This window comes from Floridaenema aerugineum BLCC-F46 (assembly GCF_041929345.1).
GTDB classification, from domain to species: domain Bacteria; phylum Cyanobacteriota; class Cyanobacteriia; order Cyanobacteriales; family Aerosakkonemataceae; genus Floridanema; species Floridanema aerugineum.
The window spans coordinates 1-14,313 of sequence record NZ_JBHFNQ010000187.1; the positions used below are offsets into that span (position 1 = coordinate 1).

The following is a 14,313-nucleotide window of genomic DNA, read 5'->3' on the forward strand; positions in this document are numbered from 1 at the left end:
AACTTTTTATTTTTTACCCAATTAAACTTTATTTACGTTGTTGGGATTCTGCGATATTAAGAGCGTTGATGCGAAACAACGTACCTATTTCAGTATATTACGTGGGGGGATATTCTCACCTTGGTAAAATCGCTTTTCCAACTTACCAAGATACAACCAAACTGCACCTAAACTTAGGCTTAATCCAGTTAACAAAGCTGTTGGTAAAATCGCTTTTTGATTCAGTAAAACAGCGATGATTGGTGTAATTGTCCAGGCAAATGCCACACCAACACCCAACCCCAATCTAACTTTTTGAATGTTCGCCAAAGCAGTGCGACAACTCTTACATTTAGTTGTATGAGAATGATACCTATCTAACAATCGATCGCGAGACAAAGCCGGAGGTAAACTAGTATTAGGAAAGGGATCGACACTATATTGATTTACCCATTGCCGCAACTCAAAAACAAAACTATCTGCTTTTGTTGGCAGATAAAACGCCTTTGTAAAATTCTCACTTCCCACTTCTTCCAAATAGCGTTCTTGGTGATGCAAGAAAATTTGGTCATCCTCTAAAACTCGATTTTGTCCCAAATGAGAATACCAACGCGGAGTCAACTTAATAAATAAACCAGGCAACTTCGAGGCAAACTTAAAGGGAAAAATCGCAAACAATCGACATTCACCTTTGCGAATTGGCGTAGCATAAACCACCGTCAAAGTTCTACCAAACTGCTTAGAAGTTAAGTCATGCCACATCAAATTCGGCGCAACAAAAGTAGTATCTTGCCTTCCTAAAGTACCCTTTCTTGGCCCCTCTTGCCAAACACCTTTAAAGCCATTTTTCCCAGACTCAGTAACTTCTAATTCCACTGGGCTAGCATAATTCCGATTTCCCACCGTGCGATGATGAGTGTAAGGAACATGACTCGCATCCAACACATTTTCTAACAGTGTCAAAGCATCATAAGGCAAATCCCGAAAAGTATTAATACAAATCCATTCATCAGGATTTTCTTCTATTGCTTCCACAATTGGAACTTTAGTTAATGCAGCATTTTCCGGTTTTCCCGGATAAACAAACAACATTCCCTGTTTTTCAATTGTCGGTAAAGAAGCAACACAAGCTCTTTTAGAAGTTTGGGCTTTACCATCAGCAACTTGCTGCGGAATGCGATCGCAATTGCCATTTCCCGCAAACGCCCAACCGTGATAAGGACATTCTAATAAACCATCTTCAGCAACTCTACCTTCCGAAAGACGTGCCAAACGATGGGGACATTTATCATCAAAAACTCTCCAACTTGAAGCGTTTTTATCCCACCAAATGACAATATCTCTTCCTAGCAGAGTAAACGGTGTAGGTTGCGACTTATCCAAGTCTGCCACATAATGCACGGGATACCAAGCTTCTTGCCAGTCGAAGCGATCGCGATCGTTCCCACCCGCAAGCATTTCTGCTGTTGTATTCTCAAGTGTTGGGATTGTCTCCATACTTTGCGTCTCTACTCATTTCCACCTTTTTTATTGTGTCTTTTTTCGGAAATTTTTGCTGCTTAAGTCGGTAGTTATATTCCTTCGGGTGCGTCAGAATCAGATAATTATTGTGATTTACTAAAATTGTAGTGTCTGACGCACCCTACAAACCAAAAATTTACCCAAAATTAGTAACTAACAACTTGAGCTAGTATAAAGACGTAAGCTAAAAAAATATAGGAATACAAAATGAATCCATGTCCTAAATGTGGTGGAATTATTAATGTGAAATTGTTAAAACGGCGCGTTGATGCTCCACCACTCTATTCTTATACCTGTGCTGACTGTGGTTATACTTTACAAGATAAAGAGTTAGAAAATAATGATAGCGACAGGCAAGCACATTACCGAATGAGTATTCCTGAAGACGTAAAAATGTACATTCCTGATTAATTGAATCTAAAATCCCAAATCTCAAATCAAAAGACCCCGTTGTAAATGAAGGTAACGGGGTCTTAATAACAAGAAATCTTTGGTAGGCATAACCTACCCTCTTTAATTTGACTACAGTTGGCGCATTTCCGCTTCCAACATCCGCACTAAATTATCGTCTCCATTAGCTCTAGCAACTTCCAGACGGTGTTCGAGTCTTCTTTGGATGTTGGCGCGATGGACATCAGCGACTCTTTGTAGATCTTCACGTTTTCTGTTCATTTTGGACTCTTTCTTTTACTCAACTGCTGTATGTTCTATACCCTTATTATAACTAAAATTTGGCAAACTGTATCTAAATTTACAGAAATTTATTTACTGACTTCTCCGAAAGAAAATTTTTTCCAAGCCGCTTTTCACCCAACTGTAGGATGGCAATCAAAACAGGCTGTGTAATGTGAGTTTGAGGTGAGATATCTGCACTAAGACAGCCAAAGTTATTTCTTTTACACAAAAACAAAGAGTAGATAGAAAACTTTGTATAACTTTAAATTTGTATAAATCAAAATTTCCTGAAGCTGTAGTACGCCTGAGTAAAAGTAAGTAAAAAGATATTTCTCAGGAAGCTATATGACTTTTAAATACAAAGTATTGTCCATTGATGGTGGCGGTATTCGGGGAATTATTCCCTCTATGATTTTAGCTGAAATTGAACAGCGTACAGGCAAAAGAATTCATGAAATGTTCGATCTAATTGCTGGTACTTCCACCGGAGGAATTATCGCATTAGGTTTAACAATGCCATCGCAACAAGATAGCAAACAGGCTAAATATTACGCTAAGGATTTGGTGGAACTGTACAAGCAAGAAGGCAGCAAAATATTTAAAAAGAATGAATCATTTATTGAAGAATGGGTAGAACAACGATTAAGAGAAGTTTTGGATTTTTTGCATTTACCATTTGCAGAAATTGATGAACTCCTTAGTGCTAAGTATCCTTCAGAGGGAAGAGACACAGTTTTGACTAATTACTTCGGTGATACTGCTATTCATGAAGCACTAACTGAAGTTTTCATTACCAGTTATGATACCGAATTAAGGCTACCTGTTTTCTTTACTAGTCAAGCCAATAAAGAAGTAAATAGAGGTAGAGTTTTTCGGAAGGTATGTAATGGCTTTACTATGAAGCAAGCAGGAATGGCAACTTCCGCTGCTCCCACTTTTTTTGAACCTTATAAAGTGCCTACATCTCAAGCTGAAAGTGGTTACTACTCTTTAGTTGATGGGGGAGTTTTTGCTAATAATCCTACATCTCTAGCAGTTATGGAGGCAATTATTGACTCGAAAAGAGATCGCAGAGAATTACAACTTGAAGATATATTAGTTGTCTCTCTTGGTACTGGTTCTCTGACTCGGAAATATACCTACAATAAAGCAAAAGAATGGGGATTAATTGGGTGGATACATCCACTGATTAATATTTTGATGGACGGTGCTAGTGAATCAGTAGCAGTGCAGCTAGAACAATTATTACCGAAAGCTGACGATCGTCCCCCTCAATACTATCGCTTCCAAGGATTCCTTGATGCAGGTAAAGGTAATGATGATATGGACGTTGTAACACCGGAAAATATCTCTAATTTGGAAGGGTTAGCAAGGCAAATTATTCGGGAGAAAGAACATCAATTAACAGAATTGTGTGAACTGCTTAAATAGAAAAAAGTAGTAACATAATACAGATGAAGAGTATGTCTTTAAGGCATACTCTTTCTTGTTGTTATTCAAATTAAGTTAATGAATCAACAAAGGATTGTTACTCTTTTAACTGATTTTGGGTTAAGTGATGTCTATGTTGGGGTGATGAAAGGTGTAATTGCTGAGATTAACCCAAGTTTACAAGTAATTGATTTAACTCATGAAATACCGCCACAAAATTTGATTGCGGCGAGATTTTGTTTAATGAATGCGGTTCCTTATTTTCCCAAAGATACTGTACATATTGCTGTGGTAGATCCAGGGGTGGGAGGTAATAGGAGAGCAGTAGCGATCGAATTTTCTAGCGGTTTTTTAGTTGGCCCTGATAATGGTTTATTTAGCGGTATTCTTAGTCTAAATCCAGCTATTTCAGCAGTTGAATTAACCAATTTTCGGTACTGGCGCACTGCTTCGCCTAGCACAACTTTTCATGGTCGAGATATTTTTGCGGCAGTGGGGGCACATTTGGCTAGTGGTGTTGCTTTAGCGGAGTTGGGAACTGTAATTAACCCGGAAAGTTTGGTAAAATTGCCAATTGTTGAATGCCGAGAGAAAGAGGGGATTGTAGAGGGTTGTATTCAGTATATCGATCGCTTCGGCAACCTAATCACCAATATTCCCGGTAATTTAGTAATCAACAAAATTTGGAATGTAGAAATTGCCAATGTAAACATTCCAGGTAAAAAAACTTACAGCGACATTCCCATAGGTAGTTTAATCGCTTTAATTGGTAGTCATGGATGGGTAGAAATTGCCGTTAATAATGGTAATGCTCAGTCAAAGTTACAATTAAATTATGGAGATGAGATAAAAGTGTTACTAAATTAATCAATTGTAGATACAATTAACTAAAGGTGTTTTCTGAAGTTTAGCTATGACTCAAGTAGTAGATAAGTTGGAATCGAAAGTTTATCAAGGACAATTTGGGGAATTTACGATTACTCAGAGCGATCGTACAGGCGTAATCATCTATCGCGCCAGCTTAATCATAGCAGCCTTAAGTTTTGCCGCTGCCACTTGGTTAATTCTTACCCAAATTGAAAATCCAATCACCCTCAATGCAGTCACTCTTTTGTATGCTACTTTTTCTTTAGCATTGGGAGTAAGCTTATATACAATTCATATTTACATGGCATCCTTGCATCGAACATTGCAAATTTTTTGGGGAATCGGAGTTTTCACTTCCATTGTATTAGCTATTCAAAGCCAACAACCCCTAGCTTTGTATATTTATCAGCATCCATTAACAATCTTGGGAGTAGGATTTCTCTTTGCCGCTTTAACAGGAATTTATTTTAAAGAAGCCTTTTGTTTCAACCGTTTAGAAACCAAAGTCCTCACACCAATAGTACCTTTGTTATTAGTAGGACATCTGTTTAACTTGATTCCCACAGACATCGAACAAGTTTTATTAGCAATTTGGGCAGTTTTGTTTCTCGTATTTGCTGGGCGGAAAATCCTGCAAGAAATTCCTCAAGATATCGGCGATAAAAGCGTTTTTGAATACTTAAAAAACCAGCCTAAAGCCAAAGCTTGAGGAAAGTGTAAATTTTGCTTTAAGATGTATTTGCCAGCAAGAATCATGGGATAATCAAATCAGAAGCGAGTAATTAATTTTAAGTAGTGGAAGAACGGGTATTTTGGTTAGCTTGGTCGCAAATTTCAGGAGTTGGCCCAATTTTGCTCAAACGACTGCAACAGCATTTTATTTCCTTGTCAGCAGCTTGGGAAGCAACTCCAAATCAACTCAGGGAACTAGAGGGATTTGGCAATAAAACAGTGCAAGCAGTAGTGGAAAAAAGGGCAAAAATTGACCCCGAAAAACTGCTTAAACAGCACTTAGAAAAAAACCCTAATTTTTGGACACCAGCTGACCCCGAATATCCCCGTTTATTGTTAGAAATACCTAACCCACCACCAGTACTTTATTATCGGGGAAAACCCCAACTTTCCGAAAATCAAGGCATCACACCTACAGTTGGTATTGTCGGTACTCGTTCTCTTTCCGAATATGGGAAACGTTGGACTAGAAAAATTAGTGCCGCATTAGCTAAACAAGGATTTACGATCGTTTCTGGTATGGCAGAAGGTATTGATACGGAAGCACATGATGCTTGTTTAGAAGTAGGTGGACGGACTTTAGCAGTATTAGGAACTGGTGTAGATGTTGTTTATCCGCCTAGTAATCGCAGTTTGTACGATCGCATTTTAAACAACGGTCTAGTCCTAAGTGAATATCCTGCCGGAACTCAACCTCATCGTACTAGTTTTCCTCCCCGGAATCGTATCATTGCAGGTTTAAGTCGGGCAGTATTAGTAATGGAAGCACCCACCAAATCAGGAGCTTTAATTACTGCGGATTTTGCTAAGGATTTGCAACGAGATATTTACGTATTAACTGCTCGATTAGATGATTATAAATCTCATGGTTGCTTAAAATTATTAAACAAAGGAGCTAACGCAATTCCAGTTGAATTCGAGCAACTTTTAACCATGTTGGGAGCAAAACCTGTAGCAGACAAAGCAGATTTTTCATCCCTGCCATTATTTAATCAACCTCAAATTGATCGATCGCAAACATCAAATCAACCACCAATTCCTGATTTAGAACCAGATTTAAAACAGGTTTTCCAAACTTTAAATACAGAACCTTTATCCTTTGATTTAATTATACAACAAAGCGGTTTAGCAGCGAGTGTTGTTTCTAGTTCCTTGCTGCAATTGGAATTAATGGGATTAGTAACTCAGTTGCCAGGAATGAGGTATCATAAATGTTAGCCAGTAGTTTCTTTAACTTGTATCTGAATAGAGAACCCCATATTATTTAATAGACATACTAAAGTGTAAATTTCTTTGCCTCTAATTTCTGAAAGCATTTTATTAAGCTTTTCAGGATATTGTGTAGCTGCTTCCGAAAGATTATTTATTTTTAACTTAGCATTAATTACATCTTGTACAACTGCCTTAATTAATTGAGGATCACTATCTTCCGAGTCTAAAGCTGCACTCAAGTAAGCAGCAGCTTCTTCAGGGTTTTTCAATGATTCAATTAGCGCATCTTGCCAACTGTCACTTAGTAAAATATTGGCTTCGTTCATGGTAGTTTCTCCAGTATTCTTTTGCCTTAAGGATGTCCTGTTCTTGAGTACTTTTATCACCGCCACAAAGTAGAAGAATAATTGTTAAACCTACTTGCCCAAAATATACTCTGTAGCCTGGGGCTCTTTCGGGTTAATGGGGAAAAATGTTCATAAATGTTACAAACCAGGGAACGGTGCGTTAGGCACGGGAATTTATTGATGGATTGGAATGCTGAATTTATCGCCCGTGCCTAACACACCCTACGATTAAATAAGATTTTGTTATCACCATAAATCCGGGAGAGTTCAAAGCTTTTCCCTTGCCTTGTACTGTCTCTATGGAGTTAGGATAATTAATTGCTGTTGGATTTGCGATCGCACTTTGTCCAAGCTCAAATCAATACCTGTTAAAATTTCGGACAAAGTTTGCTGTTTATCAGTATTATTATCGCAAGCTTGCAGAAATTGGAATTCAGGCTCCGTAAGATTAACTATCTGATAATCATAGTTAAATAGACATTTACTAGGCCATCCATCCATACAAGGGTTACGTTCGGGAATTGCTGCTAATAAAGTAGTATCAGAAGACCAATCTGATTTCGTTAAAGGTGGTTTTGCTAAGAAAAATTCGTAATGGGTGAAACTTTCAGGATCTAAGAGTTCAATTAAACGATAACGTTGGCGATCGCTTAAAGTTTCTGCCCTGGCAATTAATTCAGGACTCTTTCCTAACAATCTTTCTAATTCCCAAGCTTTTGGATTAGAAAAACCGACGAAATCCAACCCTGAAGCGTCGATTAATTCAAATAAAGATGCAATATTGTAATCAATTTCTTGGGGATGGACATACATATCAGCGAAACATTCGTCTTGTTGATTTTCCATTGACCAACGTTCTTTCTCTCGCTTGACAAGTCGGTTATCTGTTGGTAGGGAATTAAAGATTTGCCGACCTATTCGGACACCATCTTGGTAATCACCGACTTTGTTACCTTGGAGGAGTGCGATCGCTTTTTGCATTAATTGAATTTCCCAGCGTCCCAATTCCCCATAGACGAAAATATGAAATAGTCCACCCGGAGCTAATTTAGCAGCTAAAGATTGAATCCCCCGTTTTGGATCGGGTAAATGGTGTAAAACTCCCACACAGTTAATTAAATCGAACTCACCATCGAGTTTTCCGGCATCGTATAAACTAAGGTGATGAAATTGGACGCGGTTAGCAAAAGAACGTTGACAGCGTTCCTTTGCTATAGCTAAGGCACCTGCACTGAGATCGATCGCCGTTACCTCAGCTTCAGGATTCAAATGAACCAAATACTCAGTACCTACACCAGTACCACATCCTGCATCGAGAATCCGAATATCTTGCTTTGACGGTTTTCTTCCAACACAAAAGTTATAAGCTGCTAACCAATTCCAGCGCCAATTGTATCCCGGAGGCGGAGTATCCAGCAGCGGTTCTGGTGGAAAAGGGTAAGTATCGTAAAGACGTTGAACAGCAGAACTAATATCTTGGTTAGTCATTGGTCAAGAGGTCAAGAGGTCAAGAGGTCAAGAGATCGTAGGGTTAGGTTTGTGTCCTTGAGGAAAGCTCTCACCCGCCCGTACTATCAATGACTAATGACTTATGACAAATAACAAATGACTAATGACAAATCACCAACTGTAACAAAACTTATCTTTTCTCTCAGAAAATGTCCGATGATAAAGTATGATATGTGGGCAACAGTCGAATATAGTTGTACACACTTCTTAATAAACGAGTGTGACAAGCACGAAACATTCTAATCTAAAGACTGAGTTGATTTACTCTCCCTCAATCTTGATGGCATGGTTCCCCTCAGCCTGGTTCGAGGAGGCTTCCATCTTGGTCAGCCGAACGGCAAAAAGTCAGAGATTGTTAGAGGAGTAGGGGCAAAGCATTCTAAGTTAGGAAACTTTGACCCAGATCAGGCGTAACCAGTCGGGTTTAACAAAGGGTAGAAACTATAGGGAGCTTTTGAGATCCAATGAGTGTTAAAGCAAGTGGTGGAAGCTCAGTTGCACGTCCGCAGCTTTACCAAACCCTGCCAGTGGCAACGATATCCCAAGCGGAACAACAAGACCGCTTTTTAGAGCGTGGCGAACTGAACGAACTAGCGAGCTACTTCAGTTCTGGCAGTAAGCGGCTAGAAATTGCCCAAACCTTAACCAAAAATTCCGAAATCATCGTATCGCGGGCAGCCAACCGGATTTTCATCGGTGGTTCACCAATGGCATTCTTGGAAAAACCGCAAGAAGAGCCAGTAATGACTTTGGCTGGCACCACGTTGGATACCAGAGAAGCAATGAAATTAGGAACCGCAACTTACGTAGAGAGTAGGGGCGGTTTCTTTGAAGGAATTAGGTCATTATTTTCTGCTACTAGTAGTGGGCCTGTGTCCTCTGGATTCCGACCCATCAACGTAGCCAGATATGGCCCCGGAAACATGACCAAATCGCTGCGTGATTTGTCTTGGTTCTTGCGTTATCTGACATACTCGATCGTTGCTGGCGATCCGAATATTATTGTAGTCAACACCAGAGGATTGCGGGAAATCATTGAAAATGCCTGCTCTGGGGAAGCAACCATCGTAGCGTTGCAGGAAATGAAAGCAGCGGCATTGGGTTATTTCCGGCAAGACGAATTCGGTTCAAACACAGTCAGCCAATATTTTGACGTACTGATTTCTGAGTTTAAAGCTCCCACACCTTCAGACAAATTACGGCAACGTCCTTCAGGAGATCAGCAAGGGTTACAACTCCCACAAATTTACTTTGCCGCAGCGGAACGTCGGCCCAAATTTGTCATGAAGCCGGGACTTTCTAGCCAAGAAAAACAGGAAGTAGTAAAGGCAGCATACAGACAGGTGTTTGAGCGGGATATTACCCGTGCTTACTCCTTATCGATTTCCGATTTAGAGTCGAAAGTAAAAAATTGTGAGATTTCGATGAAGGAATTTATCCGTCGTTTGGGTAAATCTCCTTTATATCGGCAAAATTTTTATCAGCCATATATCAACAGTCGGGCATTAGAATTAGCTTTCCGGCACTTTTTAGGTAGAGGGCCTTCTTCACGGGAAGAAGTGCAAAAATATTTTGCGATCGTATCCGAAAAAGGCTTACCTGGATTAGTCGATGCCCTAGTAGACTCACCTGAATACTCCGATTACTTTGGCGAAGAAACCGTTCCTTACCTGCGGGGATTAGGACAAGAAGCTCAAGAATGTCGGAACTGGGGACCGCAACAAGATTTATTCAACTACAGTGCGCCATTCCGCAAAGTTCCGCAATTCCTGACTACTTTTGCCGCCTACAACCGTCCCTTACCGGATCAACATCCTTATGGTTCTGGCAATGACCCATTAGAAATTCAATTTGGGGCAATCTTCCCCAAAGAAACCAGAAATCCTAGCGCTAGTCCGGCACCTTTTGGTAAAGATACTAGACGGATTTTAATTCGTTGCGGAGCGGGAATTGAGAACCAGTTGAGCAACCCAGCTGCCAGGAGTAAAGCACCAGGAACGCTCGGTCCAAAAGTGTTCAAACTTGACCAACTTCCCAGCTTTACTGGCTTAGGTGGCAAACGAGGCTACAAGAGCCAAGGCATCAGTGTTAAATTCTCGGAAAGTTCTACCCAAGCAGTAATTCGAGCTTGTTATTTGCAAGTGTTTGGGCGCGATGTCTATGAGGGACAACGCCTGAAAGTGCAAGAAATTAAGTTGGAAAATGGGGATTTTACTGTCCGGGAGTTTATCCGAGCTTTAGCGAAGTCGGATTTGTTCCGTAAGCTGTATTGGACTCCTTTGTATGTTTGTAAGGCGGTTGAGTATATTCATCGCCGCTTGTTGGGTAGACCAACTTACGGTCGTCAGGAGAATAATAAGTACTTCGATATTTGCTCGAAGAAGGGCTTATACGGCTTGGTTGATGCCTTGATTGATTCGCTTGAGTACAATGAGGCTTTTGGAGAGGATACGGTTCCTTACGAACGCTACATTACTCCAGCAGGTTTGGCGCTGCGGTCTTTGCGAGTTGGTAGTATTGGTGAGACTGGAGCCAGGGTTGACAGGGAGGAAACGCCGAGATTTGTGGAGTTGGGTGCAGTTTCCGAGATGCGAACTGAGCCTGATGTACAATTCCGCATTAACCAAGGTGTTTCTAAGAAACGCGACCAAACTAAGGTCTTCAAACTCACGGGTAATGATGATAAGCAAGCTGTAGCAACGGTGATTCGATCGGCTTATCGGCAAATCTTTGAGCGCGATGTAGAACCTTACATTGTGAAGAATGAGTTTACGGTTTGGGAAACTAAGCTCAGTAACGGCGATGTTAACTTGAAAGAGTTTATTACTGCTTTAGGTGAATCGCAACTTTACATTAAGGAGTTCTACGCACCTTATCCGAATACTAAAGTGATTGAACTGGGAACCAAGCATTTCTTGGGTCGGGCTCCTTTAGACCAAGCGGAAATTCGTAAATACAATCAAGTTCTGGCTACTGGTGGGATTAAGGCATTTATTAATGCCATGACTAACAGTGCGGAATATGCAGAGGCGTTTGGTGAGGATACGGTTCCTTACAATCGCTATTTGACTTTACCTGCGGCGAACTTCCCGAATTCTCAAAGGCTGTATAACCAACTGACTAAACAGAATAAGGATTTGGTTGTACCTAGCTTTGCTCCTGTTAAGGCGAGGATGGATAATTCCAAGATGCCTTTGATGGGTAAGGCGATGAGTGATTTGGAACGGCAAGCAAGGGAAATGGATAAATCCAAACCTTTGTATATGGAGTTGGGTCGTTCTTTCACTAATGGTGCGGGACAGTCGGTAGAAGTTGGTGTGGGTACTACTCGCCGGAAGCCTGCGCGGATTTACCGGATGAATCCGGGGATGACTCAGGCGGAGACGGCATTAGTACTCAATGCGATTTACTGTCAGGTGATGGATGTGTTCAGCGGTCAAGTGCCTGCTGAGTTCCGTCGTAGTGATTTAGAAAGTAAGTTGCGGAATGGGGAGATTTCTGTACGAGAGTTTGTCCGTTCTTTGGCTTCATCAGAAATTTACTGTCGTAGATTCTACACTCCTTACCCGAATACTAAGGTGATTGAGTTCTTGTTCCGGCATTTGTTGGGACGTGCTCCGGCAACTCAATCGGAAATTCGCTCATACAACCAAATTTTGGCTTCGGCGGGATTGAAGGCTGCGGTTGAGGCGATGGTTGAGAGTCCAGAATATGCTCAATATTTTGGTGAGGATGTGGTGCCTTATAATCGCTTCCCGTCTTTGCCTGCTGGCAACTACTTGGGTAGCGTGAAGGCGGCTACTGATTTGGTGAAAACCCCTTGGTCGAGCCTATCACCTTCTTATCTGGGTGGTCGAGTCTAGAAAGAAGGGCAGAAGGTAGAGGGCAGAAAGCTCCAAGGCTCCAAGGCAGAAAGTAAAAATTCTCCTTGTCCCCATGACCCTTCTGCTCCCCGGCTGCGAGAGCGCCCCTTTTCCTAATTGAAATAGCCTTATCTCCTATTTGGGGATAAGGCATTTCCTGTTGGTTTGTTTTATTAATTTAAGTAAATTTTATTAACAGCTATTGACAAATGACTAATGAGTATTAACTAATGACCTGTTTGGTGACAAAAGTTAGGAAAACTGGGGTGCAACTGGCAATCATGAGGAAAATTATTAAAAAGTATTACAGGAAGCATCAGAATATGAACGTAATGTCGCAAAATATTTTCGGAAGGTTGCTGAGTCTGAAATCAGGTATGAAAAAGCTTATCTGGATTTGTGGTCTAGAAGTTTGCTTGACCTGACAAAAGATTGAAGTTTACTAAACCTGCTTCTCAGAATAGACTTAACTAAGCTGTCGAGTTTCAGGTTTGGTCAAAAGTCACTCAGCTACTCGGTTGCCAACGCCAGTTTCAAGATCCTGGTTAAATAATTTCTTTTTTGGAGGATTCCGTAAATGAGTATCGTCACGAAATCCATCGTGAATGCTGATGCTGAGGCCCGCTATCTCAGCCCTGGTGAATTGGATCGGATCAAGAGCTTTGTAACAAGCGGTGAACGTCGTCTCCGCATTGCTCAAACTCTGAGCGAATCCCGCGATCGCATTGTTAAGCAAGCTGGCGACCAACTGTTCCAAAAGCGTCCTGATGTTGTTTCTCCTGGTGGCAATGCCTACGGTGAAGAAATGACCGCTACTTGCTTGCGTGACCTCGATTACTACCTCCGTCTAGTTACCTACGGAATCGTAGCTGGCGATGTAACTCCGATCGAAGAAATCGGTTTGGTTGGCGTTAAAGAAATGTACAACTCTCTCGGTACCCCAATTCCGGCGGTAGCTGAAGGTGTTCGTGCGATGAAGAGCGTTGCTAGTTCTCTGCTGTCTGCTGAAGATGCTGCTGAAGCTGGCTCCTACTTCGATTTCGTGGCTGGTGCTATGCAGTAGAACTAGGCTCTGCTAAGTTCTTCTGTAAGTAAGCATTTCCCAGATTTAGGATTTCTCTCGTTAGGTGACTTGAAGGAAGCAAACAAATGCAAGACGCGATTACATCTGTTATTAACTCCTCTGACGTTCAAGGTAAGTATTTAGATACTGGCGCTTTGGAAAAGCTGAAGGGCTACTTCCAAACTGGCGAACTGCGGGTACGTGCCGCTACCACCATCAGCGCTAATGCAGCTGCCATTGTTAAAGAAGCAGTAGCTAAGTCTCTGTTGTACTCTGATATCACTCGTCCTGGTGGCAATATGTACACCACCCGTCGCTATGCAGCTTGCATTCGCGACTTGGACTACTACCTCCGCTATTCCACCTACGCAATGTTGGCTGGCGACCCCTCCATTTTGGACGAGCGCGTTCTCAATGGCTTGAAGGAAACCTACAACTCCTTGGGTGTACCTATCTCTGCTACTGTGCAAGCTATCCAAGCAATGAAGGAAGTTACTGCTAGCTTGGTTGGCGCTGACGCTGGTAAAGAAATGGGTGTTTACTTCGACTACATCAGCTCTGGCTTGAGCTAATTGATAACTGGAGCCATTGAAGACGAAGGTTTAATAACGCTGTCTTCTATGTAAGCATGGTCTGGGAAGTCAGGAGTCAATGCTAGGGCGTTAAAGACTTGTCTAAATTAATTGATGAGTTTTGGCGGCTAGTATTTACTCTTGAGTCCCAGACCTTGGTTTATCAAGACCCAAAAGTTTGTTTCCGAAAGTAGGAGAGTGAAAAGTCATGCGGATGTTTAAGATTACTGCTTGTGTTCCTAGCCAAACCAGAATTCGTACTCAGAGAGAATTACAAAACACCTATTTCACCAAACTGGTACCCTACGACAACTGGTTTCGTGAACAACAAAGAATTATGAAAATGGGTGGCAAAATCCTCAAGGTTGAATTGGCAACTGGCAAACAGGGCGCAAATACAGGTTTGCTGTAATTTTCAAAAAAGGCTTGACAAAAATTCCCTTAAAGCTAGCTACTTCTACAAGGTAATAGCAATTTTTCCGTTGTGCCGTCTTTCATCTCTTGGCTTTTAGTCATAAGATGAAAGACGGCAAAGTTTTAAT

General features: G+C 41.3%; 13 protein-coding genes and 1 pseudogene. 9 read left to right on the forward strand and 5 right to left on the reverse strand.

The genetic code is table 11. The features are described 5' to 3' along the window. Positions 1-84 precede the first annotated feature (84 nt). Positions 85-1,476 carry an aromatic ring-hydroxylating dioxygenase subunit alpha gene (locus ACE1CC_RS24165; protein WP_413272996.1) on the reverse strand — a complete coding sequence of 464 codons (1,392 nt, stop codon included), beginning with the start codon at positions 1,474-1,476 and terminating at the stop codon, positions 85-87. Positions 1,477-1,707: 231 nt separating this feature from the next. Between ACE1CC_RS24165 and ACE1CC_RS24170 the strand changes: the two genes are divergently transcribed. Then, a complete protein-coding gene (locus ACE1CC_RS24170; RefSeq protein WP_413272997.1) occupies positions 1,708-1,911 on the forward strand; it encodes a zinc ribbon domain-containing protein in 204 nt (67 codons plus the stop codon). A gap of 111 nt (positions 1,912-2,022) precedes the next feature. Here the strand turns inward: ACE1CC_RS24170 and pirA are convergent, their stop codons facing one another. Next, a complete protein-coding gene (gene pirA, locus ACE1CC_RS24175) occupies positions 2,023-2,172 on the reverse strand; it encodes an arginine synthesis PII-interacting regulator PirA (RefSeq protein WP_413272998.1) in 150 nt (49 codons plus the stop codon). A 348-nt stretch (positions 2,173-2,520) separates the two neighbouring features. On the opposite strand from pirA, the gene ACE1CC_RS24180 reads away from it, so the two are divergent. The 4 genes from ACE1CC_RS24180 (at position 2,521) to dprA (ending at position 6,423) form a co-directional block, all read left to right on the forward strand. Beyond that, entirely contained in the window at positions 2,521-3,606 is a 1,086-nt protein-coding gene (locus ACE1CC_RS24180) for a patatin-like phospholipase family protein (protein WP_413272999.1), read from the forward strand. A 78-nt stretch (positions 3,607-3,684) separates the two neighbouring features. Then, on the forward strand, positions 3,685-4,473 hold the full coding sequence (locus tag ACE1CC_RS24185; RefSeq protein ID WP_413273000.1) for an SAM hydrolase/SAM-dependent halogenase family protein: 789 nt from the start codon (positions 3,685-3,687) through the stop codon (positions 4,471-4,473). A 46-nt stretch (positions 4,474-4,519) separates the two neighbouring features. Next, on the forward strand, positions 4,520-5,182 hold the full coding sequence (locus tag ACE1CC_RS24190) for a DUF2301 domain-containing membrane protein (protein ID WP_413273001.1): 663 nt from the start codon (positions 4,520-4,522) through the stop codon (positions 5,180-5,182). Positions 5,183-5,268: 86 nt separating this feature from the next. After that, positions 5,269-6,423, forward strand: coding sequence for a DNA-processing protein DprA (gene dprA / locus ACE1CC_RS24195; protein ID WP_413273002.1), 1,155 nt, complete (start codon positions 5,269-5,271; stop codon positions 6,421-6,423). Here dprA and ACE1CC_RS24200 read toward each other — a convergent pair. The 3 genes and pseudogenes from ACE1CC_RS24200 to ACE1CC_RS24210 all read right to left on the reverse strand — a co-directional run bounded on the left by ACE1CC_RS24200 (position 6,420) and on the right by ACE1CC_RS24210 (position 8,252). Further along, positions 6,420-6,743: a helix-turn-helix domain-containing transcriptional regulator gene (locus ACE1CC_RS24200; RefSeq protein WP_413273003.1), complete on the reverse strand. Its 324-nt coding sequence runs from the start codon at positions 6,741-6,743 to the stop codon at positions 6,420-6,422. The genes dprA and ACE1CC_RS24200 overlap by 4 nt on opposite strands. Continuing rightward, positions 6,715-6,864: pseudogene (locus ACE1CC_RS24205) on the reverse strand (type II toxin-antitoxin system RelE/ParE family toxin); the annotation flags it as partial. The pseudogene ACE1CC_RS24205 and the gene ACE1CC_RS24200, both read right to left, overlap by 29 nt. A gap of 197 nt (positions 6,865-7,061) precedes the next feature. Then, positions 7,062-8,252, reverse strand: a complete 1,191-nt coding sequence (locus ACE1CC_RS24210) for a class I SAM-dependent methyltransferase (RefSeq protein ID WP_413273004.1) — start codon at positions 8,250-8,252, stop codon at positions 7,062-7,064. A 485-nt stretch (positions 8,253-8,737) separates the two neighbouring features. On the opposite strand from ACE1CC_RS24210, the gene ACE1CC_RS24215 reads away from it, so the two are divergent. The 4 genes from ACE1CC_RS24215 (at position 8,738) to ACE1CC_RS24235 (ending at position 14,183) form a co-directional block, all read left to right on the forward strand. Continuing rightward, positions 8,738-12,136, forward strand: coding sequence for a phycobilisome rod-core linker polypeptide (locus ACE1CC_RS24215; protein ID WP_459563910.1), 3,399 nt, complete (start codon positions 8,738-8,740; stop codon positions 12,134-12,136). Positions 12,137-12,713: 577 nt separating this feature from the next. After that, on the forward strand, positions 12,714-13,199 hold the full coding sequence (gene apcA / locus ACE1CC_RS24225; RefSeq protein WP_413273005.1) for an allophycocyanin subunit alpha: 486 nt from the start codon (positions 12,714-12,716) through the stop codon (positions 13,197-13,199). Positions 13,200-13,285: 86 nt separating this feature from the next. Continuing rightward, positions 13,286-13,771 carry an allophycocyanin subunit beta gene (gene apcB, locus ACE1CC_RS24230; RefSeq protein ID WP_413273006.1) on the forward strand — a complete coding sequence of 162 codons (486 nt, stop codon included), beginning with the start codon at positions 13,286-13,288 and terminating at the stop codon, positions 13,769-13,771. 208 nt (positions 13,772-13,979) lie between these two features. Beyond that, positions 13,980-14,183 carry a phycobilisome linker polypeptide gene (locus ACE1CC_RS24235; protein ID WP_073595487.1) on the forward strand — a complete coding sequence of 68 codons (204 nt, stop codon included), beginning with the start codon at positions 13,980-13,982 and terminating at the stop codon, positions 14,181-14,183. Positions 14,184-14,313: the final 130 nt, after the last annotated feature.

Bases quoted from the DNA above. Each gene is read 5' to 3' on its own strand.
- ACE1CC_RS24235 (WP_073595487.1), top strand. From the start codon at position 13,980: ATGCGGATGTTTAAGATTACTGCTTGTGTTCCTAGCCAAACCAGAATT.
- ACE1CC_RS24210 (WP_413273004.1), bottom strand. From the start codon at position 8,252: ATGACTAACCAAGATATTAGTTCTGCTGTTCAACGTCTTTACGATACT.
- apcB (WP_413273006.1), top strand. From the start codon at position 13,286: ATGCAAGACGCGATTACATCTGTTATTAACTCCTCTGACGTTCAAGGT.
- ACE1CC_RS24170 (WP_413272997.1), top strand. From the start codon at position 1,708: ATGAATCCATGTCCTAAATGTGGTGGAATTATTAATGTGAAATTGTTA.
- ACE1CC_RS24190 (WP_413273001.1), top strand. From the start codon at position 4,520: ATGACTCAAGTAGTAGATAAGTTGGAATCGAAAGTTTATCAAGGACAA.
- ACE1CC_RS24185 (WP_413273000.1), top strand. From the start codon at position 3,685: ATGAATCAACAAAGGATTGTTACTCTTTTAACTGATTTTGGGTTAAGT.
- pirA (WP_413272998.1), bottom strand. From the start codon at position 2,172: ATGAACAGAAAACGTGAAGATCTACAAAGAGTCGCTGATGTCCATCGC.
- apcA (WP_413273005.1), top strand. From the start codon at position 12,714: ATGAGTATCGTCACGAAATCCATCGTGAATGCTGATGCTGAGGCCCGC.
- ACE1CC_RS24215 (WP_459563910.1), top strand. From the start codon at position 8,738: ATGAGTGTTAAAGCAAGTGGTGGAAGCTCAGTTGCACGTCCGCAGCTT.
- ACE1CC_RS24200 (WP_413273003.1), bottom strand. From the start codon at position 6,743: ATGAACGAAGCCAATATTTTACTAAGTGACAGTTGGCAAGATGCGCTA.
- ACE1CC_RS24165 (WP_413272996.1), bottom strand. From the start codon at position 1,476: ATGGAGACAATCCCAACACTTGAGAATACAACAGCAGAAATGCTTGCG.
- ACE1CC_RS24180 (WP_413272999.1), top strand. From the start codon at position 2,521: ATGACTTTTAAATACAAAGTATTGTCCATTGATGGTGGCGGTATTCGG.